The sequence below is a fragment of the Rhizobium sp. 268 genome, assembly GCF_036571585.1.
Classification (GTDB): domain Bacteria; phylum Pseudomonadota; class Alphaproteobacteria; order Rhizobiales; family Rhizobiaceae; genus Rhizobium; species Rhizobium redzepovicii.
This window is the reverse complement of record NZ_JAPPSO010000001.1, coordinates 620,341-644,647: the sequence shown is the minus strand read 5'-3', so window position 1 is coordinate 644,647 and position 24,307 is coordinate 620,341. Positions and strand designations below refer to the sequence as shown.

The window sequence follows — 24,307 nt, the reverse complement described above, 5'->3', positions numbered from 1 at the left end:
AATGTCGTACGCCGTAAAAAATCTGAACGAAGGGGATCGCGAGCTGATCGCGTTCCGCATCGGGGATCAGGAATTTTGCGTGAACATCATGTCGGTTCGTGAGATCCGCGGCTGGACCCCGGCGACCGCGATGCCGCACTCGCCTGGCTATATGCTCGGTGTCATCAACCTGCGCGGTGCGGTGCTGCCGATCATCGACCTTGCCGCCCGCCTCGGCATGAAGCCGGCCGATCCGACGGCCCGTCATGTCATCATCGTCGCCCAGGTGCGGCGCAAGGTGGTCGGCCTCCTGGTCGACGCCGTGTCCGATATCCTGACGGTGACCGACGAAACCATCCAGCCGACGCCCGAGATTTCCTCCGAGCTCGAACGTCAATTTGCCCGCGGCATTCTTGCCATCGAAAAGCGCATGATCTGCCTGATCGAACTCGAATCCCTCTTTCCCGAGACCGAAAGCGAAGCCGCATGAACGCAATGGGCGCAAAAGATCAGAGACAGGGGTCCGACGAGGTCCTGGCGAGCGGAGAATATCCGCTGACGCGCCGCGACCTCACGGAGATCGCCGCGATGATCTATTCGGATGCCGGCATCTTCCTCAACGAGACGAAGGCGTCTCTGGTCTATTCGCGCCTGTCGAAGCATATCCGCAATCTCGGCCTGTCCGGTTTCCGGGAATATTGCGACCTCGTCGCTTCGCCGGCGGGTGCGGCGCCGCGCCGCGAGATGCTGTCGCATCTGACGACCAATTTTACCCGCTTCTTCCGCGAAAACCATCATTTCGACCACCTGCGCGACCATGTCCTGCCGGAGCTTCTGCAGCGGGCGAAATCGGGCGGCAGGGTGCGCATCTGGTCGGCCGCCTCTTCGGACGGGCAGGAGCCCTATTCGATCGCGTTGACCGTGCTGTCGCTGATGCCGAATGTCGCCGATTACGACTTCAAGATCCTGGCAACCGACATCGACCCGAAGATCCTGGCGATCGCCCGGGCTGGCGCCTATGACGAAAACGCGCTCGAAACCGTTTCGCCCGCCATGCGCAAGCAATGGTTCAGCGAAGTCGAGATCCAGGGCCGCAGAAAGTTCCAGGTCGATGACCGCGTCAAGCGGCTGATCACCTACAACGAACTGAACCTGATGGCGCAATGGCCGTTCAAGGGCAAGTTCGACGTCATCTTCTGCCGCAACGTCGTCATCTATTTCGATGAACCGACGCAGATGAAGATCTGGCAGCGTTTCGCCGGCCTGCTGCCGGAGGGCGGTCATCTTTATATCGGCCATTCCGAGCGTGTGTCCGGCGAAGCGAAACACGTCTTCGACAATATCGGCATCACAACCTATCGCTACACGGCCAAAGGTCTCGGGAGGAAGGCATGAGCGCTCCGGCAAGGGTTCTCGTCGTTGACGACTCCCCGACAATGCGGGGGCTGATCACCGCCGTCCTCAGTTCCGACCCCGAGGTCAATGTCATCGGCCAGGCCGGCGATGCGCTGGAAGCGCGCGAGGCCATCAAGCGGCTGAACCCCGACGTCGTGACGCTCGACATCGAGATGCCGAACATGAACGGTCTCGATTTCCTCGAAAAGATCATGACCCTGCGTCCGATGCCCGTCATCATGGTATCGACAATGACCCATCGCGGCGCCGAGGCGTCGCTTGCAGCGCTCGAGATAGGCGCCTTCGATTGCGTCGGCAAGCCGGCGCCGGGCGAACTCAGGCCCTTCGGCGATCTCGCCGAGAAGGTCAAGGCAGCCGCCCGCACGCAGCGCCAGTTTTCCCAGCCGGTGGCCGCCCCGGCACCTCCGCCCGCCGTCGCCGATTTCCGCGTCGGCCGCAAGATCGTCGCGATCGGCTCGTCCACAGGCGGCGTCGAGGCGCTCATCGCCGTGCTGCAGAAGTTTCCGGCCAATTGCCCGCCGACCGTCATCACCCAGCATATGCCGCCGACCTTCACCAAGAGCTTCGCCGAACGCCTGAACCGCCTCTGTGCGCCGGTGGTGCAGGAAGCGACCGATGGTGCCCGCCTCGAAATCGGCAAGATCTATCTGGCGCCGGGCGGCGAGCGTCATCTCCAGGTCAGCAACGCCTCGGCGCCGTGCTGCCGTCTCGTCGACCGGGCGCCGGTCAACGGTCACCGCCCATCGGTGGACGTGCTATTCGATTCGGTCGCCGAGCTGGCTGGCCGCAACGCCGTCGGCGTGATCTTGACCGGCATGGGCCGCGATGGCGCCGCCGGATTGTTGAAAATGCGCCACGCCGGCGCCAGAACACTCGGCCAGAACGAAAAAACCTGTGTCGTTTACGGAATGCCAAGGGTTGCTCATGAACTTGGCGCCGTGGAGCAGCAGTTGCCCCTGTCTGCCATCGGTGAAGAAATATTGAAAATGACAGCCGCCCGAAAGGAAGGGACCGAATAAAATGTCGATCGCGGAGAAAATCAAAGTTCTGATCGTCGACGATCAGGTGACGAGCCGGTTGCTGCTCAGCGACGCGCTGACCCAGCTCGGTTTCAAGCAGATCACGTCTGCAGGCGACGGCGAGCAGGGCATGAAGATCATGGCCGAGCAACCGCACCACCTGGTGATCTCGGACTTCAACATGCCGAAGATGGATGGCATCGGCTTCCTTCAGGCCGTGCGCACCAACCCGAACACCAAAAAGGCGGCCTTTATCATCCTCACCGCCCAAGGCGACCGCGCATTGGTACAGAAGGCAGCCCAGCTCGGCGCCAACAACGTGCTCGCCAAGCCGTTCACGATCGAGAAGATGAAAGCGGCTATCGAAGCCGTGTTTGGAGCCTTGAAATGATGACTGAGGGGGCAGCCCGCCGCGTGCACATCATTCAGGGCGAGTACAAGGTTCTGAGCGATCCGAATGCGGTCCTCTCGACCATTCTCGGCTCGTGCGTGGCTGCGTGTCTCAGAGACCCTGTCGCCGGTATCGGCGGCATGAACCACTTCTTGCTGCCGGGCTCGGCGACCTCGCCGACGTCAGGCGGCGATGCGACGCGCTACGGCGTGCATCTGATGGAGCTGCTGATCAACGGTCTCCTCAAGCAGGGCGCCCGGCGCGACCGGCTGGAGGCCAAGATCTTCGGCGGTGCGAAAACGATCTCGACATTCTCCAATGTCGGTGAGCAGAACGCGGCCTTCGCCATGCAGTTCCTGCGCGATGAAGGCATTCCGGTGGTCGGCTCCTCCACAGGCGGAGATCATGGACGCAAGCTTGAATTTTGGCCCGTCTCCGGCCGTGCCCGGCAATACCCGCTGACCGGCGCCGAAACGCAGAGAACCGTTGCTCTCGAGCAGCGCCCCGCCGCTCCGCCGAAGCCCGTCGAAACCAGTATCGAATTTTTTTGATGGCGAGGATTTTTATATGACGTTTAATTCGGTCATGGAGCCGCCTGCGCCAGTTGAAGCGTTGAGCGACATCCTGATGCGCATCGTTTCCGAACTGCACGACGTTGCCTATCTCATCGAGCGCATCGAGCCGCAGCTTCTCGATCTCGGCGGCGCCGAAATTCTGAATTCGCCGGATGCCATGAAGGTCATGCAGGGCATCGATCTCGCCGTGCAGAAATCGCGCGGCCTTGCCGAGTTCATCGACACCATCACCGGCGAAATCCCGCACGGCTGGGCCGTCGACGTTGCGACCGCGCTCAGCCTCGTCAAGCTGGCGGAGATGCAGAAGGCATTGGGCGGCGCCACGCGCCACGGCCATTCCCAGCCCCTGAGCAAGGCAGCCGGCGACTTCGATTTCTTCTAGCCCTTCAGGGGCTGCGCGCCCTTTACGAAACGCTCGCGCAAGTTTCGCCGATTATTCGTCAGATGAGGCAATAAGCCTGCTTTGTCTTTGACGAATCGTGCGAGAACAGAATGAATCTGTTAAATCAATTAGTTCAGATCTTTAAGAACTTCGGTTCCCTTGGCCGAACACGCCTGATGATTCTCGGAGGCGTCGGTGCCGTCTCCATCGCAATCGTCCTTGCGGCCGCTCTTTTCGTCAACAAGCCGGCACAGGAAACTTTGTATGTCGGTCTGGATTCGCCCGATCTCAACCAGATCAGCATGGCGCTTGCCGAAGCCAACGTCGATTTCCAGGTCGGCACGGACGGCACCAGCATCAGCGTCCCCGCGGGGATGACGGGCAAGGCCCGCCTGTTGCTTGCCGAGCGCGGCCTGCCGAACAGCGCCAATGCCGGTTACGAACTCTTCGACAATGTCGGCTCGCTGGGCCTGACCTCCTTCATGCAGGAGGTGACGCGGGTTCGCGCGCTGGAAGGCGAAATCGCCCGCACCATCCAGTCGATCTCGGGCATAACAGCCGCGCGTGTGCATATCGTCATGCCGGAGGTCGGAAACTTCCGGAAGGCGGAGCAGAAGCCGACCGCCTCCGTCATGATTCGCGCCAGCGCCACCACCGGGCGCAGTGCTGCGACCTCGATCCGCCACCTCGTCGCCTCGGCCGTGCCGGGGCTTGACGTCGATGACGTGACCATCCTCGATTCGGCCGGTCAGCTGCTCGCGTCCGGCGACGAAGCCAGCAACAGCTCGCTGAACCGCTCGCTCAACATCGTCCAGAACGTCCAACAGGAAGTCGAATCCAACATCGACAAGGCGCTCGCACCCTTCCTCGGCATGGACAACTTCCGCTCCAGCGTCACCGCCGATCTCAACACCGACGCCCAGCAGATCCAGGAAACCACCTACGATCCCGAATCCAAGGTCGAACGCTCGGTCCGCTCCACCAAGGAAGCCCAGCAGTCGCAGCAGAAGCAGTCCGACAGCGCGACGACGGTCGAGCAGAACATTCCGCAGGCAGCTCCCGAGGCCGGTGGTTCGGCCGGACCGGAATCGCAGGATAAGTCCGACAAGCGTGAAGAGCAGACCAACTACGAAATCAACAGCCGGACGACGGCGACCACCCGCAACAGCTACAAGGTCGAGAAGCTTTCGATCGCCGTCGTGGTCAATAAGGGCCGCATCGCCAAGATGGTCGGCGAGCCGGCCGACCAGGCCAAGATCGACGCCTATCTTGCGGAAATGCAGAAGATCGTTGCTTCGGCGTCCGGCATCGACGCCAAGCGCGGCGACGTCGTCACCGTTACGGCGATGGACTTCCTCGAGAACCAGCTGCTAGAAGACGCCACCGGTGGTGTTCGCGTCATGGATATGCTGAGCCGCAACCTGGCCGGCATCATCAACTCGCTAGCCTTTGTCGCGGTCGCCTTTGTGGTGGTCTGGATGGGCCTGCGGCCTCTGGTGCGCAGCGTCAGCGGCAACGGCAGCTCTTCGGTTCTCGGCGACGCCACGCCGGAGGCGGCCGGCCTCGAGCTTCCGGACTTCGCGCCGGCAGCCGGCGCTTCCGGAGGAGCCCTCATGGACGGTTTCGGATCCGACTTCGGCTTCGACAGCACCGAGGATCTTCTCAGCCTCGGCGACGACGACGGCAACTTCAACCGCCGCGTCAAGGAAGGCCCGGAACGCAAGCTGTCCCGCATGGTCGAGATCAACGAGGAACGCGCTGCGAAAATCCTCCGGAAATGGGCGATCGACGAAGCAGCGTAAGAAAAGGGCCGGGCAACCGGCCTTTTTTCATTCGATGCCCAGTGTCGTTTCTGTAAAGGGATAGTTGTCTGATCCTGGACTCGCGTAAAACGCGAATGAAGTTGCGATACAGCCAGAATCACCTTAGCCTCTCCTTGTCTTGAGGGCTGGAATTGATCATCGAATCAGTGCATGCGCGGCAGTGGAAGTAAATCCCTAGAAGTCGGAGATGGTGATTTGCATCGGCTGGCTTACCCTTGGGTGATTCGAAATGGGATTCGAGCGGGACTCGAATTGAATCCCTTATAGAAAAATTGCTGTTGCACCGAGTTTGATCGTTTCTCAGCCGCAGGACATTGCCAATGGATATGGATGTAATTCAGGCGAGCAAAGGCGAGAGGCAAATGTCGAATTTTGCGAGCGCTGTGGTGCCGGATCTGTTGCCGCGCGATCAACTGCTCCAGCGCCTGCACGGTGTCGCCAACACTGGCAGGTTGCAGTCCGGTCTGCGCGCGCTGACGGAGTATGTCGGTGCTTCGCACTACCTTCTGGCGCGCTGCGATCTCCTCCAGGAAAGCGGCCTCGATTTCATCGTCTCGTCGGATTGGCCTTTTGACCTGGTCAGGGATATCGCCAACGATCTGGTTCGCGGCTACGCCCGTTCGACGGAGCTGGAAAAATGCATGCAGGTTTTCCAGCCGAATTTTGCTCTTATGCCTGACAATGCCGACGTGCCGGACGGCGCCAGCCGCCAATATTGCTCCGTGACCTTCAATGTCGGCCGGTCGCGGCTCGCCCTGATGTTCCTGTTCGGCGAGGGGTTCATCCTGTCGCCGGAGCGCCTGCGGGATGTCGGCCTGCTTGCAGGTTACGTCGCGAGTTTCCTGCGCTGCGGCGGTACCAGGGTCGATCGCGATTTCGAATTGACCGACCGCGAGCTCGAATGCCTGTTCTGGATCGCCGAGGGCAAGACGAGCGACGAGATCGCGATGATCCTCGGCATCTCCCGCAATACCATCAACAACTACATTACCAGCGTGATGCGCAAGACGGCGACCAAGACCCGCTCCGAGGCCATTGCCTTCGCCGTCCGCAACAATCTCGTATAGGGGGAGCCATGGCGCATCCATCAGCCAGGACGATGAGCAGTGCCGAGCAGTCGCGCATGGTGCGTGTGAACAGGATTTCCAGCCGGTCCGATCTTTTTCCGCGGCTGATTGCCATGCAGAAACTCGCCGATGCTCACGGCTTCGCGATCTTCCGCGTCAGCGGCTCGGGTATTCCGGCAAAGCAGCGCCTTGTCTGCGAGCTCGAAAACTGGGGGTCTTCCAATGCCGGTTTCGGCAAGGCTTTCACGGATGCCTATGGCGATGTCCTTCTCGAGCATATCGAGAAGTCGTTGTTGCCGCTCTCATGGGCCGGCGGTTGCGACCGTGCCGCCCCCGGTCCTGCCGACTTCGCGCCGTTCATGACGCGGCTGCAGGATGGGATCGTGCCCTTTTCCGGCCTTGCCTTTCCGGTGCGGCTCGGCGCCGTCGGCAACGGTTTTATCGTTTTCACCGGCGATGAGATCGATCCCTCGAGTGATACCATCGTCGAGCTGCACGGTCGCTGCTGCCATATCATGATGGATCTGCTCTCGCTCGACGAACGCCGCACGGCGGCCGCCGAAGCCCTCAGCGAACGCGAGATCGCCTGTCTCCAGCTTGCCGGCGACGGCCGCATCAGCGAAGAGATTGCCAACAAGCTCGGCCTGTCGGTGCATACCGTCAACGCCTATCTCGGCTCGGCGACGATCAAGCTCGATTCCGTCAATCGCATCCAGGCGATCGCCAAGGCGATCCGGCTCGGCTATATCAGCTGAACCCCACTCAGCTCAGCTGAGCGGATGAAAGCTCTCATGTCTCGATGACAAATCAGCTGGCCAGCGCACGCGGCGCCTGGCTGACGCTGTAGCGCGATTCTCGAAGGCTCTTTTCGAGGAAGCGGGTGTTTTCATCGGGATCGGCCGAGGGATCCTGGAACGCGATATGGTTGATCTCGATGCCGGCGTGATCTTCGGCAAGCGTCAGCTGCGCATAGACGGTGACGCCGCGCGGCTTAATTTCCAGATCGAGAACGACTTCGGGCTTGCCGCCCCACTCCAGCGTATAGTTGCCGCCGAGGCCGAAATTCACAGTGCCCGGATGAAAGAAAAGCTCTGCCGCCGAAGCGACGAGATCGGAAAGATTGCCGTAATACTCGAAGCGCAGCAGCGAAATAAGGTCAGAAGCATCCAGAAGGCGCAGTTCCGTGGCGACCGGGCTGATCGCAACTGCGAGGATTTTTTCACGCTGGGTAGAGTGAGGGCATTTTTTCATTCGGCTTATCTTACCCGTTTGTTCTTGGCGTCTGCGGCGTAAACCCGGTGGATCAGCTCCGCAACGGCCTTATAGAAGACTGACGGGATGACAGTATCGACCGAGACTTGCGCAAACATGGAGCGCGCAAGTGGCGGATCCTCGAACACCGGGATGCCGTTTTTCTCGGCAATCTCCCTGATTTTGAGCGCGATGAGGTCCTGGCCCTTGGCCAGCACCACCGGCGCGTCGTTTTCTTCGCGCGCGTAGCGCAGCGCCACCGCATAGTGCGTCGGGTTGGCGATGACGAGCGTCGCCCGGTGCACATTGGAAATCATACGCCGGCGTGCGCGGTCGCGCATCAGCGAGCGCTGCCGGCCCTTGACGAAGGGGTCGCCCTGCGCCTGCTTATTTTCTTCCTTGATCTCGTGCCGCGTCATCTTCAGCTCGGTGAACCAGTGATGACGCGTCCAGAAGACATCGACGATCGCCACAATCGCGGTGGCGATCAGCACGACGATGATGATCTTGCGCATCGCCGTCGAGATCCGCACCAGGATCGTCTGCGGGTCGGAGAACATTGCGTCGATCGAGCTGAAATATTCGCTCCTCAGCACGAAAAACAGGATGACCCCGACGACGACGACCTTGAACAGCGATTTTCCGAACTCGATGAGGCCTGGCAGGCTGAAGAGCCGTTCCCAGCCTTTGACGGGAGAGATGCGCGAGGCCTGCGGCCGGATGCGTTCGAGCACCGGCGTCGGCAGGTTCTGGAAGATGGAGGAGGCGATGCCGAACACCATGAACAGGATGAAAGCGGGCGCCAGCAGCGCCGCAGTGGCCCAGCCGAGCTTGACGAACAGCGAAAGGACGTCAGGCCCCGTCTCGATCTTCCATTGGTCGGGCTGATCGAAGATGTCGCGCAGCGTTTCAGCCATGCGCCCGACGCTGTCGGGGAGGAAGAACACCAGGTAGATATAGGTGGCAAGGATGGTCGCGAAGATCGACAGTTCGCGCGAAAACGGCACGTTGCCTTTCTCGGCGGCGTCGGTTTGCTTTTTCGCGGTCGGGGCTTCTGTTTTGCTGTCCTTGTCATCATCTGCCAAGTCGCGGCCCTCCGTCAAAGATATAGAGCGCAGCTAATGCATGTCGCCCAAACACGTGCAGCGGTTTTGGATGACGACATGCATCAAAACAAAGAGCTAAAGCGCGTCGCGGAAACCGGGTTCCCTGCGACGCGCTTTAGAGCGCGGCCTATTGCTGGAAGGGTAGTCGCCTGTGGCATGGCGATCAACAGCCGCCTTGCGGGCGGCTGGATTTGTCAACAGTCTCGCAGGATTAGGCGGCTGCCGAAGCGTCGCCTTCCTTTTCCTTGAGTTCGATCTGGCCTGAATTGGCCAGGCGAATCGCTTCCTGCGCCACGGCGCGCCGGGCAATGGCGATCTCGCGCGGATTGACGCCCCCCATGCCGCTCTGCAGATCCGATTCGATCATGCGGCGCTGGCGCGGGCTGATGGCGGAGAGAACCGATTCGCGGATCTCGGGCGGCGAACCGCGCAGCGAGACGGTCAGCACATCCGTCGAAATGTCGTTGAGCAGCAAGACGCGGCTGCGCTGCGGCATGTACATGAGATCCTCGAACAGGAAGATCTTCGGGCGGACCTTGTTGACGGATTCGCGGCTGATCGATTCAAGCGAGGTGAGCAGCGTGTCGACCTGCGGCTTGTCGAGCTCGTTCATCAGATCGGCGACCTTCGTCGAGCCGGCGGCATTGCGCTCTGCCTCGACCTCGGCAAGCAGCGTCATCACCTGGTTCTCGATGATCTGCGCAGCCTTCGGGCTGACGGTCTTCATGTTGACGGTTCGGTTCATGATGTCGGCGCGGCGGTTGTCGGGGAGCTGCAGCAGCACCTTGGCGCCGAAGTTGGAAGGCATCATCGAAAGAATATAGGCAACGGTCTGCGGATGTTCGCGCAGTAGGAACTGGGCGACGAATGTCGGCTCCGCCTCGCTGAGGCGATCCCAGATCGAGGTTTCGTAGGCCTGGAACGCCGTGCGGCGGCCGAGCAGGCTGTCGACCTCGTCGGGCGTCAGGCCTTCTTCCAGAATGGCTTCGATCGCCTTGGCGTTGTCCATCAGTCCGGCGCCCTCGGTGAAGAGGTCTTCGAACTCGGAGACGAGCATCAAGAGTTCGTCCGGCGGAATGGCGCGCAGCGACTGGGCGGATGAGATAATGGTCTGCAATTCGGCCTGGGTGAAATATTTCAACAGCCGGCCGGCGACGCCCTTTCCCATAGCGAGAAGAACAGCCGCCGCCTTTTCAGCCTGGGTCAACGGTTTCCCGGCTAGCGCGCCGCCGAAATCGTCAAAGTCCATCATGGTCTAACCTCTCCGTCCCACACAGGGATCAGGCTTTTTTCGTACTCAAAACTTCTATCAGTTTCACACCGAATCGGGTGTCGTCGTTATCAAGCACCGTAATCTCGCCGCGGGCAATCCTGCGGCCGTTCACCATGATCTCGACCGGCTCGCCGATTTTCTTGTCGAGGGCGATCGTCGCCCCTTCATTGAGGTTCATCAGGCCGGAGACCTGCATGCGGCTGGTGCCGAGCATGATCTGGACATCGATCGGAATGTCCATGATCAGTTCGAAATTGGAATTCAAAGCGCTGCCGAGCGGAGCCGGCGAAGCCTCGAAGGAAGGGCTGCTGCCGAAATCCATGCCGGCAGCCGCGCCGGCATTGCCGGCACCGAAATCGCCGCCGAAATCGTCGCCGCCGAACGGGCTGTCCGAAATCTCGCCGCCGAAAGCCGCCAGATCGGTTCCTGCTGCGAAGGCGTCGTTCTGCAGGTCGTCGCCAAACTGCGGCAGGTCGCCATCGGCATCCTGCTTCAGCACGCCGCGCAGATCGTCGATCGCCTGATCGAGATCCGCTTCGCTGCCCGGCATATCCAGGGAGAGGTCGCTGTTCTGCTGTGTTTTCTTCGTAGCCATGAAATCACTATTCCAGTTGAAACTTGCCTCAAACTGCCTTTGCAGCCCGAAAGCCAGAGAACCGATTAATTCATTAAATGACGGATGAGTTCGTCATCCGAGTTCATCGTATCCTTGACGCGGACCATGTAGTTTTCGCCTGAACGCCCGAACTCGCACACATACAATTCCTTGCTGTTGGCGCTGACCTCGACGCGCACGTCGCCATGGTCACGGAACGGAATGACATCGCCGACCATCAGCTTCGAGATCGTGCGCAATGTCAGGTCCTGCAGCCTGATCTTGGCCTCGAGCGTGACCTGCGAGCGGCGGACCTGATCGCCGAGCTGTTCTGTCCATTCCGCTGAGCTGCCGCCTGACTGGCGCTTCGGCTTCGGCGGCGTCACTTTGGTTTTCAGCAGCGCCGTCTGCGGAACCATCAGCGAAATTTCCGACACGATGCCGGCAAGCGTGATCGACATATTGATGGCGGCGGCGAATTCGTCCGGGCGGTCCTCCGGCGGCCGGGCGCGCATCTCAAGGGCGTGCGGGACCGAGAGGCTCGGTTCGAAACCGCCGGGCGCGTTGACGGCTGAGCGCAGCACCTTGGCGATCTTGTCGAAGACCATCACCGCCAGGTCCATTTCGATGATCGACAGCAGCCGGTCGGCCGGCTCCTCGATCGTATCGGCCGTGGCGCCGAGCAGGTGCTCCATCAGGGTGATGACGAAACCGTTGCCGCAGGCAAGCGTGATGTTCTGCGACCAGTTTCGCAGAGTCACGTCGACGAGCGTGACGTTCGAGTTCAGGTCGTCGATCAGGTGGTTCTTGTAGCCGATCTCGCAGCCGAGATAATTGACCGTCACGTCGAGGCCGGTCTCGCTCTTGATGACGTCGGGAAAGAATTCGCTGTAGACTTCCCCGAAGGAACTGCAGATCTTGGCGACCCTGCCTTTGTCGCCGAGCCCGCCGGTCAGCTTGGCGAGAAGGGCAGGATCCATTGCCGGTTTGTCGTGCGAAGCATTGCTCATGGTCATTTAAGCCGCCTTGTTTTCGCCGCCTGGGTTCATCATTTCCTGTTCGACCGCATCGATGGATGGACGCTCGTAAGCCGAGATCGTCTTGCGGCCGTATTCGAGAGCGACCTGCGGAACTGAGCCGTTCATGTAGGCAAGCAGCGTCTGCTTGACGATGACGTAGAGGCGGTGCTGCTTGTTGCGCACGATCTTGATCTGGGAGACCAGCGGCGAGCAGACGCAGTAGGACAGGAGGATGCCGAGGAAGGTGCCGACCAGCGCCGAGCCGATCAGGTGACCGAGCACTTCGGGCGAATCGTTGATGTGAGCCATCGCCTTGATGACGCCGAGAACCGCCGCGACGATACCGATCGCCGGGAAGGAATCGCCCATGATCTGGATCGCGTGGTAGGGCTTCATCTTGTCGTGCATGATGGTGTTGAGCTCTTCGTCCATCAGCGCTTCGATTTCGTGGCTGCGGGCGTTGCCGATGATGATCAGGCGCACATAGTCGCAGATGAAGGCCGTCAATTCCTTGTTCTTCAGAACGGTGGGGGCCGACTGGAAGATCGTCGATTCTGCCGGATTGTCGATATGGGCTTCGATTTCGTTTCGCGACTTGGTGCGCAGGTCGCGCATCAAGGAATAGAGCACGCCGAGCGTATCGAGATAATTGCGTTCCTTCGGCACGGCGTGCTTGAAGGCTTCGCCGAGCGCTTTGCCGGAATCCTTCACCACCTTCATCGGGTTCGCCATGATGAAGCTGCCGAGACCGGCGCCGCCGATGATCACGAATTCGAAGGGCTGGAACAGCGCGTCCACGTGGCCGCCCATTGCCATGAAGCTGCCGATGACACAGCCGCAAGTCACTATAAATCCGATAATGATATTCATCGTCAGCCCAATCTGAACGTTACTTTTCTCTAAGACGGTTAGGGTTTCTGCCTTGCGTGAGGCTGATGAACGGGCCGCGCGCCAGGCATTTCCGCGTGCCAGCTTCGCGCAAGCATCTGGCGTCAGTCTTAAGGAGACGAATGGGTGCCCGCACCCGTTTCTGAGATGCCGCCTCAGCGAAATCCCGGCCGAACCTCATAAGACGACGCCCGGTTTTTCGTTCCGTTCATCGCCAATGCTTGGAGCCTACCGACATGCAATCCGGTCTTTATGTTTCTCTGTCGTCGCAGATGGCTCTCGAAAAGCGCCTGAACACCATCGCAGACAACATGGCGAACGTGAACACGACCGGTTTTCGCGCCACCGAGGTGAAGTTCGACGAGATGGTGGCGGCAACCAAGAACAAGCTGAACACCAAGGTCGCCTTCGTTTCCCAAGGCAATGACTATCTGAACGAGTCAAACGGCGAGCTGCAGCACACCGGCAACATGCTTGATTTCGCCATCAAGGGTGATGCCTGGTTCTCGCTCGATACGCCCGCTGGCCGCGTGCTGACGAGGGACGGCCGCTTCACCCTAAAGGATACCGGCGAACTGGTTTCGATCCGCGGATATCCCGTTCTCGACGCCGGCGGCGCGCCGATCCAGCTCAACTCCAAAGGCGGCGAGCCGGCCGTCGGCACCGACGGCATCATCTATCAGGGTGACCGCCAGGTCGGATCGCTCGGCCTGTTCGAGGCCGATATCAGCAAGGGTTATCTGCGCTACGAAAACAGCGGCATCATGACCACCGACCAGCCGCGCGCCGTCGTCGACCGCTTCAATGTCGGTGTCGAGCAGGGTTATCTCGAAAACTCTAACGTCAACGCCATGCGCGAGATTACCCAGCTGATCGAAGTCAACCGCGCCTTCGAAAGCGTCTCGTCGTTGATGCGCGACAGCGAGGATTCCTTCAAGGAAGCCGTCCAGACGCTTGGGGGTAGCCGCTAATGCATGTCGCCCAAAAGTGTGCAGCGGTTTTGGGAGGACGACATGCATAAGAACAGAGATCGAAAATGCGTCGTATTTTCGGGTGGGATTGAAGCATGAGCACCACGCTGCTGTCCGAGGACGGTCTTTCCCCGAAGCTGGCGCATCTGGCAGGCCTCGTCGAGCGATACGCATCGCCGGAGTTTTCGGTTGCCCATGGCGGTCGCGTGCAGACCATCGCTGCCGGTCACTACACGGTTCGCGGTCTTTCCCGCCATGTTCGCCTCGGCGAGTTCGTCGCCCATAAATCGGCAACCGGCATCCATTTGGGCGAGGTCGTTCGCGTCGAGCCTGATCTGATCTATGTCTGCCCGATCGAGCCAGGCGAGCCGATCGGCATCCACGATACCGTCATCCGCAAGGGCGCCTTCCGCATCTCCCCGTCGGACAGCTGGTGCGGGCGCACCGTCAACTCGCTCTGCGAGCCGATCGACGGACTGGGCCCGATCGCCGAGGGCCTCGACCGCCGCTCGATCTCCAATACCGCGCCGCCCTCGATGACCCGTAAGCGTGTCGAGGCCGGCTTCAAGACCGGCGTGCGCGCCATCGACATCTTTTCGCCGCTCTGCCTCGGGCAGCGCCTCGGCATCTTCGCCGGCTCCGGCGTCGGTAAGTCGACGCTTCTGTCCATGCTCGCCCGCGCCGATGCCTTCGACAAGGTCGTCATTGCGCTTGTCGGCGAGCGCGGCCGCGAGGTGCGCGAATTCATCGAGGATACGCTCGGCAGCAATATGAAGAAGGCGATCGCCGTCGTCGCCACCAGCGACGAGAGCCCGATGCTGCGCAAGATGGCGCCGCTGACGGCGGTCACCATCGCCGAGCATTTCCGCGACAAGGGTGAGAACGTCCTGTTCATCGTCGACAGCGTCACGCGTTTCGCCCATGCGATCCGCGAGGTGGCGACCGCCTCCGGCGAGCCGCCGATTGCCCGCGGCTACCCGGCTTCCGTCTTCACCGAGCTGCCGCGCCTGTTGGAGCGCGCCGGTCCCGGTCCCGAGGGCGCCGGCACAATCACCGCGATCATCTCGATCCTCGTCGACGGCGACAACCACAACGACCCGATCGCCGATTCGACGCGCGGCATTCTCGATGGTCATATCGTCCTGCAGCGCAGTCTCGCCGAAGAAGGGCGTTATCCGCCGATCGATCCGCTCGCCTCGATCTCGCGTCTTGCCCGCAAGGCCTGGACGCCGGACCAGGAAAAGCTGGTGTCGCGGCTGAAGGTGCTGATCCACCGCTTCGAGGAAACGCGCGACCTGCGCCTGATCGGCGGTTACCGCCAGGGCGCCGATCCCGATCTCGACATGGCGGTCAAGCAGGTCCCGATCATTTACGACGTCCTGAAACAGTCGCCGGGCGATCGCAACTCGCCCGATGCCTTTGCCGATCTCGCCAGCGCCCTCAAGGCTGCAGCCGGTGTCGGCAATCAGGGCGGAGCCATCCAGAGGAGATAGATGTGGCTGAATTCGACGACGAACGCATCGCTTCCCCGAAGCAGCGCGGGAAGGCCGCCCGCTTGGATCGGTTTCTGACCTTTGCCGGCCTGGCGCTTGCCGGCGCCTCTGCGTTCTTTCCCTGGTATGTTTTCTTCAATGAAGACAAATTCGGCATCAATGTCGCCGCCAGCGACAATTCGCGCGAACTGCCGGATTGGCCGGCGCGCAATGTCTTCAGCGTCTCGCCGCTGGCCATGGTCAACAAGAACGAGCCGGACAAGAAGGCGCCGCCGATCGATCCGCTGACGACGGCGACGGTCTCCGACCTCGGCAAGGAGCGCGAGGGCCGCCCCATCCTGGAGGATCAGCCCTTTCCCGGCAAGTCGTCCTTCCGCCTGCTGCACGTCTCCAATGGGCGGGCGCTGATCGAGGATACCTCCGGCATGTATGTGGTGCGCGTCGGCTCGATACTGCCGGATCAGAGCCGCCTTGCGACAATCGAACAGCGCGGGGGCAAGTGGATGATCGTCACCTCCAAGGGTGAGACCTACCAGAACAACTGAACCTGTCGGCCAACGCCGGAGGCAATGGAGGCTCCGCCGCGAACCGGCCGGGGCCTCGGTTTTTTTGGGGCCCCCCGCTCGCCGAAAAGCGCCTTGAAACCTGAACTCCCGTAAGTCCCACGCAAGATTACCGCAATAGGTTGGGGACAGTAAAAACGGAGAGTCTCATGCAACCGATCCAACTTTTCGACTTGGCTTCGCGACAGGCGGAATGGCTGACGATCCGTCAGCAGGTTGTTGCCGGCAACATCGCGAATGCCAATACTCCGAAGTTCCGCGCCAAGGACGTCACGCCCTTCGACGCCGTGCTCGACAAATCAGACATCACCATGGCGCGCACCAATCCGGCCCATCTCAGCGGCAATGATTTCAGCGCCAGCGGCGATATCGACGTCAAGGACGCCTCACTCGACCAGGAAATCGGCGTCCAGGAATCCGGCAACACGGTCGGTCTGGCCGAGGAGCTTTCCAAGTCCGGCGATATCAAGCGCCAATACGATCTGAATACCTCGCTGGTCAGTTCCTTCAACCGCATGATGCTGATGACCGTCAGGAAGTAAAAGTCATGGATCCGCTTTCAGCAGCAATGAAAATCGCCGGTTCCGGGCTCGAGGCGCAGTCGACGCGCCTGCGCATCGTTTCGGAAAACATCGCCAACGCCCGCTCGACCGGTGACACGCCCGGTGCCGACCCCTATCGCCGCAAGACCATCACCTTCGGCCAACAGATGGATCGTGTGAGCGGCGTCGAGACGGTCGACGTCAAGAAGGTCGGCGTCGACGAAGGCGACTTCAGCACCGAATTCGACCCCAGCAATCCGGCTGCGGACCAGAAGGGCGTCGTCAAGCTGCCGAACGTCAACATCCTGGTCGAGATGGCCGACATGCGCGAAGCCAACCGCTCGTATGACGCCAATCTGCAGACCATCAAGCAGACCCGCGATCTCATCTCCTCCACGATCGATCTCCTGAAGAGCCAATAATAATGATCAGCAGCGTCCAGAATGTCAGCAACCTTTCGATGACCCGTGCGCTCGGCGCCGTCGACACCGAAAATTCGGCCTCGTCGTCTGCCGCCACCATGCCAGGCACCGCAGGTGCGGCCAATAATATGAGCTTCGCCTCCGTCATGGGCAACATGGCAAGCGACGCGGTCAGCAGCCTGAAGGGTGCGGAAAGCATGTCCTTTGCCGGGATCAAAGGCACGGCGACGACGCGTGAAGTCGTCGATTCCATGCTCCAGGCCGAGCAGACGCTGCAGACGGCGATCGCCATCCGCGACAAGGTCGTCTCGGCCTTTCTCGAAGTCACCAAGATGCAGATGTAACTGATTTGAGGACGAACACATGAGAGCGCTCGCCATTGCAGCAACGGGCATGGATGCCCAGCAGACCAATCTGGAAGTCATCGCGAACAATATCGCCAACATCAATACGACGGGTTTCAAGCGCGCCCGCGCCGAATTCTCCGATCTTCTCTACCAGACCGAACGCGCCAAGGGCGTCGCCAACCGCGCCAACCAGGCCGTCGTTCCCGAAGGCGCCAATATCGGCCTCGGCGTCCAGACATCGGCGGTCCGCAACCTGCATCTCCAAGGCGAACTGACCCAGACCGGCAACGACCTCGACGTGGCGCTGATCGGCAAGGGCTTCTTCCAGATCCAGTCGACCGACGGGACGACGCTTTACACCCGCGCCGGCGCCTTCAACAAGAACGACCAGGGCCAGCTCGTCACCATCGACGGCTACGAGGTCCTGCCCGGTATCACCATCCCGACGGGCTCGACCGAGCTGACGATCAGCCGCTCCGGCCAGGTTTCGGCCAAATTGCCGGGTGCGGCGGATGCGACCGTGCTCGGCCAGTTGACGCTTGCCGACTTCGTCAACGAGGCTGGTCTCCAGCCGCTCGGCGACAATCTCTTCCAGGAAACGGCAGCCTCCGGCGAAGCCGTCGTGGGCAATCCTGACGAGGAAGGTTTCGCCTACATGAAGCAGGGCTATCTGGAATCGTCGAACGTCGATCCGGTGAAGGAAATCACCGAGCTGATCTCGGCCCAGCGCGCTTACGAGATGAATTCCAAGGTGATCACCACCGCTGATGAAATGGCCTCCATCGTCAGCAAGAACCTGAAGTAAAGGGAAGGGCCGAAACATGATGTTTTGCCGGGCAGGACACATCTCAGGATGGGTGGCGGCAGCCACGATCGCAGTCACGGGCATTTTCTTGCCCGCGGACGTGGATGCCGGCATGGGTTATGCCGTCGTCCCGACGACGATCATCTACCCCGGCGACACATTGTCGGCCAGCCAGCTTCAGGAGGTCGAGGTCACCAACCCCAACCTTTCCGGCGATTTCGCCAAATCCATCTCCCAGGTCGAAGGCCTGGTCTCCAAGCGCACGCTTTTGCCGGGCCGCACGATTTCGGTTTCGGGTCTGCGTGAGCCCTATACGGTGACCCGCGGTTCTTCGATCCGCCTGGTCTTCTCGCTCGGTGCGATGACCATCTCAGCCGCCGGCTCGCCGCTCGAAGACGGCGCCACAGGGCAGCTGATCCGCGCGCGCAATATGGATTCCGGCGTCATCGTCAGCGGCACGGTGCTTGCGGACGGCACGGTCCATGTGAGGGCAAAATGAAATTGTTCTTCCGGTTCTTGACCCTTGTCGCGGTGCTTGCCATGAACCTCGTCGACGTCGCGCCCGCCTGGGCGCTGACATCCCGCATCAAGGATATCGCCTCCCTTCAGGCCGGACGCGACAACCAGTTGATCGGCTACGGCCTGATCGTCGGCCTGCAGGGAACCGGCGACGGCTTCCGTGCTTCGCCTTTCACCGAGCAGTCGATGCGGGCTATGCTGCAGAATCTCGGCATCTCGACGCAGGGCGGCCAATCCAACGCCAAGAACACGGCGGCCGTCATGGTCACCGCCAACCTGCCGCCCTTCGCAAGCCCCGGCAGCCGCATCGACGTAACGGTAAGCTCGCTCGGCGACGCAACATCGCTGCGCGGCGGCACACTCGTCATGACCTCGCTTTCCGGCGCGGACGGCCAGATCTACGCTGTCGCCCAGGGCGCTGCCATCGTCACCGGCTTCCAGGCCCAGGGCCAGGCGGCGACCGTGACCGAAGGTGTGACCACCGCCGGCCGCGTGCCCGGCGGCGCGATCATCGAACGTGAACTGCCGTCCCGCTTCAAGGACTCGGTCAATCTCGTCCTGCAGCTGCGCAATCCCGACTTCTCGACGGCGATCCGCATCGCCGACATCGTCAATGGTTATGCCTCAGCACGTTTCGGCGGCCCGGTCGCCGAAGCCAAGGATTCTCAGGAAGTGGTGATTCAGAAGCCGCGCACGGCCGATCTCACCCGGCTGATGGCCGACATCGAAAATCTCATCGTCGAAACCGATACGCCGGCCAAGGTTGTCATCAACGAGCGTACCGGAACGATCGTCATCGGCTCCGACGTCCGCGTCTCGCCGGTCGCCGTCAGCTACGGCACCCTGACGGTTCAGGTCACCGAGACGCCGCAGATCATCCAGCCCGAACCTTTCTCGCGTGGCCGCACCGCGGTCCAGCCGCAGACCGATATCGCCGCTGAGCAGACCGGCGGGCGCGTCGCGATCATCGACGGTCCCGACCTCAGGACCCTCGTTGCCGGCCTCAACAATATCGGCGTGAAGCCGGATGGCATCATCGCCATTCTCCAGGGCATCAAGTCGGCGGGCGCCCTGCAGGCGGAGCTTGTGCTGCAATGATAAAGATCATCAAAGACATGACGGTCCTGCAATTGGCGCGCCGGCTGGCGCTGCCGGCAGCAGGCCTCGTCCTTCTGTCGATCCCGGGCGCCTTCGCGCAGGAGCATGCGCCGGCGGGCGACATCACCTCCCAGGACGAAGTCAAGCAGTTCTGCACCAACATTGCCGACCCCGCCCGCGACCAGCGTTACCTCCTGCAGAAGCAGGAGCTGGAAAAGCTTCGCGCCGACATCGACGCCCGCATGGCGGAGATGGATAAGCGCAAGGCCGAGTACCAGGACTGGCTGAAGCGGCGCGACGATTTCCTGAAGCAAGCGGAAGCCGGCCTCACTGAAATCTACAAGAAGATGAAGCCGGATTCGGCCGCACTGCAACTACAGGACATGAAGATCGAGGTGGCCTCCGCCGTGATCATGCGGCTCGGCCCGCGTCAGTCGAGCCTCATCCTCAACGAGATGGACCCGAAGAAGGCCGCGGCCATCGCCAGCGTCATCGCCAGTGCGTCCGATCCCAATACGTCGAAGGATCCTTCATGAATATGCGTTTCCCGGCCGCGATCGCCGCCCTCGCACTCCTTGCAGGTTGCCAGTCTCCGACGGCAGTCAGCGAGATCGGCCGCGCGCCCGCCATGAGCCCGATCGGCAGCGGCCTGGCCTATGGCCAGACGCCGCAGATGGCGCTTTATCCGAAGCAGCCGCGCGCCGTGGCGCAGGGTTATTCCCTGTGGAGCGATTCACAGGCGGCGCTCTTCAAGGATGCGCGTGCGCTCAATGTCGGCGACATCCTGACCGTCGACATCCAGATCAACGACAAGGCCTCCTTCGACAACGAGACCAACCGCAGCCGCACCAATTCGAGCGGCATGAACTGGGACGTCAACGCCCAGATCTTCGGCTGGACGCCCGAGTCCAAGACCGACCTCACCTATGGTTCCGACACCAGCACCGACGGCAAGGGCAAGATCGAGCGCACCGACAAGATCACCCTTCTGGTCGCCGCCGTCGTCACCGGCATTCTCGAAAACGGTAACCTCGTCATCTCGGGCTCGCAGGAAGTCCGTCTGAACCAGGAACTGCGCATCCTGAACGTCGCCGGTATCGTTCGCCCGCAGGACGTCAATGCCGACAACCAGATTTCCTACGACAAGATCGCCGAGGCCCGCATCTCCTACGGTGGCCGCGGCCGCCTGATGGAAGTACAGCAGCCTCCGCGCGGCCAGCAGGCCGTCGATCTTTTCTCGCCGCTTTGAGGCTGAACGACGATGGCAGAGCCAGACGCAAGCACAGGTCAACCAAAGAAGAAATCCGCCACGCTGATGACGATCATCGGTATCGCTGTCCTGACGCTGCTCGGCGCCGGCGGCGGCTGGGCGGTCGGCACGATCGTCGCGCCCAACATCAAGGGCGCCAAGGAGGCCGAGCAGGCCAAGGACGCCGAGGCCAAGAAAAAGGCCGAGGAAGGCCTGGCCCACATCTCGACCGAGGCGAACAACGTTGTCCAGCTCGAGCCGATCACCTCGAACCTCGCCTACCCCTCGGAAAACTGGGTCCGACTCGAGGTCGCGCTGCTGTTCAACGGACCACCGGATGTCAAGGTTTCCGAGGATATCCACCAGGATATCCTCGCCTATGTCAGGACCGTTTCCCTGCAGCAGATCGAGGGGCCGCGGGGCTTTCAATATCTCAAGGATGACATACAGGAACGTGTTGACCTTCGCTCGCAAGGGCGGGTATCGAAGGTCATGTTCAGGACATTTGTCATCGAATGATTCGTCTCATAGTTTTCCTTGCCGCCATGATGGCGGTACCGGAACTGGCGGTGGCACAGCAGCTGCCGACTGACTTGTTGAACGTACCCGTCGATGGCTCCGTCGCCGCCTGGATCATCCGCACGTTCGGCCTGCTGACCATCCTTTCGGTCGCGCCGGGCATCCTGATCATGGTGACGAGCTTCCCGCGCTTCATCATCGCCTTCTCGATCCTGCGCTCAGGCATGGGCCTCTCGTCGACCCCCTCCAACATGATCCTCCTGTCGCTGTCGCTGTTCATGACCTTCTACGTCATGTCGCCGACCTTCGATCAGGCCTGGCAGAACGGCGTGCAGCCGCTGCTTGCCAATCAGATCAACGAGACCGAGGCCGTCCAGCGGATTGCCGAACCCTTCCGCACCTTCATGGCGGCCAACACCCGCGACAAGGATCTGGCGCTATTCGTCGATCTGGCGCGTGAACGCGGCCAGACTATCCAGACGACGGATCCGATCGACTATCGCGTGCTGATCCCGGCCTTCATGATTTCGGAAATTCGCCGCGGCTTCGAGATCGGCTTCCTCGTCGTCCTGCCGTTCCTCGTTATCGACCTCATCGTCGCCACCATCACCATGGCGATGGGCATGATGATGCTGCCGCCGACGTCGATCTCGCTGCCGTTCAAGATTCTCTTCTTCGTGCTGATCGACGGCTGGAACCTGCTGGTCGGCAGTCTGGTGCGCTCGTTCAACTGACCGACCGCCGCTCCTATCTTTGCCCGTTCCTATCTTCGTCTAGGCTTTCGGCAACGAGAAAACCCGCCGGATCGCTCCGGCGGGTTTTCGTGACGATTGAAAGGCTCACTCGGCGCCGAACGGCACCGTGCGCGGCGGCAGCGCCGCAATGTCCATGTGCTCGGGGGCGAGACGCTGCTTGCCGCGCTCGGCCATGATTTCGTAGGCCTGCTCCAGATGATTGCAGAAACGTTCGGCGTCGAAGAGCGGTGCGATATAGCGCTTCTCTTTCAGATGCGCCTTGTATTCGGCGATCCTTCCGGGGTTCTGCGCCAGTTCGACGGCCATATCTTCATAGGCCTGCAGGTCGCTTGCGACGAGGTCGGGCAGGTCGATGGCCCGCAGCAGGCTCTCGCTGACGCGTGAGGCGAAGTTGGTGCCCTTGAAGGTCAGAACCGGCAGGCCGCCCCAGAGCTGCTCCGAGGTGGTCGTATGGCCGTTGACGGGGAAGGTATCGATGCCGAGGTCGGCCGCCTGCTGACGGTCGATATGTTGTTCGTAGGGCGCGCGCGGGCAGAAAATGATCCGCTTGGGCGAAATGCCTGCCGTCTGGAAGTGCTTCAACAGATTCGCCTGGTTGCGCGGCGTGTTCGCCATCAGCCAGAGCACGCTGTTCGGCGCCCGCTTGAGAATGCGGCACCAGCTGTCGATCGTCTCCGGCGTGATCTTGCGGTTGCCGTTGAATGAGGCGAAGATAAAGGCCTCTTTCGGCAGGCCGAGCTGCTCGCGGGTGACGGGGCGCGGCTTCGGGCGATGCATCGGGTCGTTCGGCTGATAGCTTTCCGGCAACCGGCAGAATTTCTCATGGTAGAAGGGCTTGGCCACCTCGGGCAGTACCGAATGGTCGCCGATGACGTAGTCGAGATCGATATTGACGGTGCTGCCGGGGAAACCAAGCCAGCCGACGTGTACTGGCGCCAGCGGCAGGTTGAAGGCTGTCGCGCGACTGCCGGAGGTATGGCCCTTCAGGTCGACCATGATGTCGATATTATGCTCGCGCACGACTGCCAGCACCGCCTGATCGGAGAAGCCGTGAACGTCGACGATCCGGCCCCAGCGGCTGCGGTCGGTAACGTTGTGCTTCAGGTATTCCGGACCCGTATGGCAGAACAGCGTCACCTCGAACCGGTCCCTGTCGTGCAGTTCCAGGATCCGCTGCAGGAGCTTCATCGTCGCATGGCGATCCCAGAAGTCCGATGACATGTAGCCGATCCGGATCTTGTCGGACCACGTGTGCGGCTGGTTGCGGCGGAAGGCCACCCGTTCGGGGTTGAGGGGGGTGGTGCCGATCGTGGCATAGCGGTTGAAATCCTCGTTGCCGCACCAGTGCAGATGATAGAACGGGTTGTCCTTGCGCAGGATCTCGATATCGCCCTTTGCGAGTGCAGAGTCGATCACCGCCTGATGTTTGCTGGCCTCTTCGAACTCGTTGAATTCGCGGGCGAAAACCAGATGCAGGAAGCGGAATGCGAGATTGCCCGGAAACCGCTTGAAGAGGTTGCGCGAGAGGCTCTGGTTGGTTGCGTCGTTCAGATCGTCGCTCAGCAGCAGGGCCGCCAGGCGCATATGATCGGGATTGGCACTCTGTGACAGCACCGTCTTGAACGGGCGAATGATATCCCGCTGCTGGCGCTTCAGATAGATCGCCGTGATGATGAAGGCGAGTTCTGCGTCGTCCTTGGCCTTGGCGAGGTTTCGCATGGCGATCAGCAGAGCATCATCCTCGTTGCCGATCTCATAATGCAGCTTGGCAGCCTGCTTCTGGTATTCGTAGGCATTCGGTCCTTCGCAGTTGCCGGCCAAGCCATAGGCTTTCGCGGCATCGGCCTTGAAGCCGAGCTGCAGGAGGTTCTTGGCCAGCAGCGCATAGGTCTTGGCGTCCTGCTGGATATCCATGAGCTGGTTGAGCGTCGCCAGGGACTGTGTGTAGCGGCCCGCCTGGTAATCTCTGGATGCCGCAGAGAACGAAACTTTGCTGTTCAAAACCCAACTCCGTGAAGGAAATGTTCTGGCATTTCTGTCGATCGCCGACGCACGCCCGAGCCGTCCTCCCCGAAAACGGGCGGATCGATCCGATGATGCTATCCCGGCGCCTGCCACACTGCCAGGTGAAGCTTGCTTGAAACCGGTGTGCCGCATGAAGGCGCTTCCTTCATGAGAGAAAACGGTTTCTTTCTCGGCATGTTAGCATGCGAAGGAATAGATTCAGCCGGCATTAACTA

29 protein-coding genes are annotated in these 24,307 nt (G+C 61.1%); 22 read left to right on the top strand and 7 right to left on the bottom strand.

Features of this window, described 5'->3' with window-relative positions; all coding sequences use genetic code 11:
• Position 1 precedes the first annotated feature (1 nt).
• The 9 genes from OS035_RS03330 (at position 2) to visR (ending at position 7,407) form a co-directional block, all read left to right on the top strand.
• Complete coding sequence (locus tag OS035_RS03330; protein WP_088937874.1) at positions 2–469, top strand: chemotaxis protein CheW; 468 nt, start codon at positions 2–4, stop codon at positions 467–469.
• Complete coding sequence (cheR, locus tag OS035_RS03325; protein WP_097623865.1) at positions 466–1,374, top strand: protein-glutamate O-methyltransferase CheR; 909 nt, start codon at positions 466–468, stop codon at positions 1,372–1,374. The genes OS035_RS03330 and cheR overlap by 4 nt, the downstream gene beginning before the upstream one ends.
• Positions 1,371–2,414, top strand: a complete 1,044-nt coding sequence (cheB, locus tag OS035_RS03320; protein ID WP_131711073.1) for a protein-glutamate O-methylesterase CheB — start codon at positions 1,371–1,373, stop codon at positions 2,412–2,414. Before cheR ends, cheB begins: the two co-directional genes overlap by 4 nt.
• A 1-nt stretch (position 2,415) precedes the next feature.
• Positions 2,416–2,805: a response regulator gene (locus OS035_RS03315; protein ID WP_003556488.1), complete on the top strand. Its 390-nt coding sequence runs from the start codon at positions 2,416–2,418 to the stop codon at positions 2,803–2,805.
• Complete coding sequence (cheD, locus tag OS035_RS03310) at positions 2,802–3,356, top strand: chemoreceptor glutamine deamidase CheD (protein WP_003588575.1); 555 nt, start codon at positions 2,802–2,804, stop codon at positions 3,354–3,356. The genes OS035_RS03315 and cheD overlap by 4 nt, the downstream gene beginning before the upstream one ends.
• A gap of 16 nt (positions 3,357–3,372) precedes the next feature.
• Positions 3,373–3,762 carry a chemotaxis protein CheT gene (gene cheT / locus OS035_RS03305; protein WP_003588573.1) on the top strand — a complete coding sequence of 130 codons (390 nt, stop codon included), beginning with the start codon at positions 3,373–3,375 and terminating at the stop codon, positions 3,760–3,762.
• A 110-nt stretch (positions 3,763–3,872) separates the two neighbouring features.
• Positions 3,873–5,564: a flagellar basal-body MS-ring/collar protein FliF gene (fliF, locus tag OS035_RS03300; protein ID WP_003588571.1), complete on the top strand. Its 1,692-nt coding sequence runs from the start codon at positions 3,873–3,875 to the stop codon at positions 5,562–5,564.
• Between the two features lie 341 nt (positions 5,565–5,905).
• Positions 5,906–6,652, top strand: a complete 747-nt coding sequence (visN, locus tag OS035_RS03295; RefSeq protein ID WP_003584236.1) for a transcriptional regulator VisN — start codon at positions 5,906–5,908, stop codon at positions 6,650–6,652.
• Between the two features lie 8 nt (positions 6,653–6,660).
• A complete protein-coding gene (visR, locus tag OS035_RS03290; protein WP_331813361.1) occupies positions 6,661–7,407 on the top strand; it encodes a transcriptional regulator VisR in 747 nt (248 codons plus the stop codon).
• A gap of 52 nt (positions 7,408–7,459) precedes the next feature.
• Here visR and OS035_RS03285 read toward each other — a convergent pair whose 3' ends face one another.
• The 6 genes from OS035_RS03285 to motA form a co-directional block, all read right to left on the bottom strand.
• Entirely contained in the window at positions 7,460–7,903 is a 444-nt protein-coding gene (locus OS035_RS03285) for a hypothetical protein (protein WP_003588567.1), read from the bottom strand.
• A 5-nt stretch (positions 7,904–7,908) separates the two neighbouring features.
• On the bottom strand, positions 7,909–8,988 hold the full coding sequence (flhB, locus tag OS035_RS03280; protein ID WP_054183728.1) for a flagellar biosynthesis protein FlhB: 1,080 nt from the start codon (positions 8,986–8,988) through the stop codon (positions 7,909–7,911).
• Positions 8,989–9,220: 232 nt separating this feature from the next.
• Complete coding sequence (gene fliG, locus OS035_RS03275) at positions 9,221–10,261, bottom strand: flagellar motor switch protein FliG (RefSeq protein ID WP_097623867.1); 1,041 nt, start codon at positions 10,259–10,261, stop codon at positions 9,221–9,223.
• Between the two features lie 28 nt (positions 10,262–10,289).
• Positions 10,290–10,877 (bottom strand): flagellar motor switch protein FliN, encoded by a 588-nt coding sequence (fliN, locus tag OS035_RS03270; RefSeq protein ID WP_097623868.1) that lies wholly within the window; start codon positions 10,875–10,877, stop codon positions 10,290–10,292.
• Positions 10,878–10,942: 65 nt separating this feature from the next.
• A complete protein-coding gene (locus OS035_RS03265; RefSeq protein ID WP_331813360.1) occupies positions 10,943–11,893 on the bottom strand; it encodes a FliM/FliN family flagellar motor switch protein in 951 nt (316 codons plus the stop codon).
• Positions 11,894–12,766 (bottom strand): flagellar motor stator protein MotA, encoded by an 873-nt coding sequence (gene motA, locus OS035_RS03260; protein WP_012556597.1) that lies wholly within the window; start codon positions 12,764–12,766, stop codon positions 11,894–11,896.
• A gap of 254 nt (positions 12,767–13,020) precedes the next feature.
• Here motA and flgF point away from each other — a divergent pair, with 254 nt between their 5' ends.
• From flgF to fliP, 13 genes are all read left to right on the top strand, one after another.
• The gene (gene flgF, locus OS035_RS03255) at positions 13,021–13,755 is read left to right on the top strand and encodes a flagellar basal-body rod protein FlgF (RefSeq protein WP_003588556.1); all 735 of its coding nucleotides are present in this window, start codon (positions 13,021–13,023) and stop codon (positions 13,753–13,755) included.
• 95 nt (positions 13,756–13,850) lie between these two features.
• Positions 13,851–15,248: a flagellar protein export ATPase FliI gene (gene fliI, locus OS035_RS03250; RefSeq protein WP_097623870.1), complete on the top strand. Its 1,398-nt coding sequence runs from the start codon at positions 13,851–13,853 to the stop codon at positions 15,246–15,248.
• 2 nt (positions 15,249–15,250) lie between these two features.
• Complete coding sequence (locus OS035_RS03245; protein WP_097623871.1) at positions 15,251–15,793, top strand: flagellar protein; 543 nt, start codon at positions 15,251–15,253, stop codon at positions 15,791–15,793.
• Positions 15,794–15,960: 167 nt separating this feature from the next.
• Positions 15,961–16,353 (top strand): flagellar basal body rod protein FlgB, encoded by a 393-nt coding sequence (gene flgB, locus OS035_RS03240; RefSeq protein WP_003588551.1) that lies wholly within the window; start codon positions 15,961–15,963, stop codon positions 16,351–16,353.
• A gap of 5 nt (positions 16,354–16,358) precedes the next feature.
• Positions 16,359–16,775 carry a flagellar basal body rod protein FlgC gene (gene flgC / locus OS035_RS03235; protein ID WP_003570338.1) on the top strand — a complete coding sequence of 139 codons (417 nt, stop codon included), beginning with the start codon at positions 16,359–16,361 and terminating at the stop codon, positions 16,773–16,775.
• Between the two features lie 2 nt (positions 16,776–16,777).
• Positions 16,778–17,119 (top strand): flagellar hook-basal body complex protein FliE, encoded by a 342-nt coding sequence (locus tag OS035_RS03230; RefSeq protein ID WP_003588549.1) that lies wholly within the window; start codon positions 16,778–16,780, stop codon positions 17,117–17,119.
• A gap of 19 nt (positions 17,120–17,138) precedes the next feature.
• Positions 17,139–17,927, top strand: coding sequence for a flagellar basal-body rod protein FlgG (gene flgG, locus OS035_RS03225; RefSeq protein WP_012556600.1), 789 nt, complete (start codon positions 17,139–17,141; stop codon positions 17,925–17,927).
• Positions 17,928–17,943: 16 nt separating this feature from the next.
• Positions 17,944–18,426, top strand: a complete 483-nt coding sequence (flgA, locus tag OS035_RS03220; protein ID WP_097623872.1) for a flagellar basal body P-ring formation chaperone FlgA — start codon at positions 17,944–17,946, stop codon at positions 18,424–18,426.
• Positions 18,423–19,544 carry a flagellar basal body P-ring protein FlgI gene (locus tag OS035_RS03215; RefSeq protein WP_097623873.1) on the top strand — a complete coding sequence of 374 codons (1,122 nt, stop codon included), beginning with the start codon at positions 18,423–18,425 and terminating at the stop codon, positions 19,542–19,544. Before flgA ends, OS035_RS03215 begins: the two co-directional genes overlap by 4 nt.
• A complete protein-coding gene (locus tag OS035_RS03210) occupies positions 19,541–20,080 on the top strand; it encodes a MotE family protein (protein WP_097623874.1) in 540 nt (179 codons plus the stop codon). Before OS035_RS03215 ends, OS035_RS03210 begins: the two co-directional genes overlap by 4 nt.
• Positions 20,077–20,793: a flagellar basal body L-ring protein FlgH gene (gene flgH, locus OS035_RS03205; protein WP_097623875.1), complete on the top strand. Its 717-nt coding sequence runs from the start codon at positions 20,077–20,079 to the stop codon at positions 20,791–20,793. The genes OS035_RS03210 and flgH overlap by 4 nt, the downstream gene beginning before the upstream one ends.
• A 12-nt stretch (positions 20,794–20,805) precedes the next feature.
• Positions 20,806–21,312: a flagellar basal body-associated FliL family protein gene (locus tag OS035_RS03200; RefSeq protein WP_097623876.1), complete on the top strand. Its 507-nt coding sequence runs from the start codon at positions 20,806–20,808 to the stop codon at positions 21,310–21,312.
• The gene (gene fliP, locus OS035_RS03195; RefSeq protein WP_003584259.1) at positions 21,309–22,046 is read left to right on the top strand and encodes a flagellar type III secretion system pore protein FliP; all 738 of its coding nucleotides are present in this window, start codon (positions 21,309–21,311) and stop codon (positions 22,044–22,046) included. The genes OS035_RS03200 and fliP overlap by 4 nt, the downstream gene beginning before the upstream one ends.
• A 105-nt stretch (positions 22,047–22,151) precedes the next feature.
• Here the strand turns inward: fliP and OS035_RS03190 are convergent, their stop codons facing one another.
• Complete coding sequence (locus tag OS035_RS03190) at positions 22,152–24,068, bottom strand: O-linked N-acetylglucosamine transferase, SPINDLY family protein (RefSeq protein ID WP_097623877.1); 1,917 nt, start codon at positions 24,066–24,068, stop codon at positions 22,152–22,154.
• Positions 24,069–24,307 lie beyond the last annotated feature (239 nt).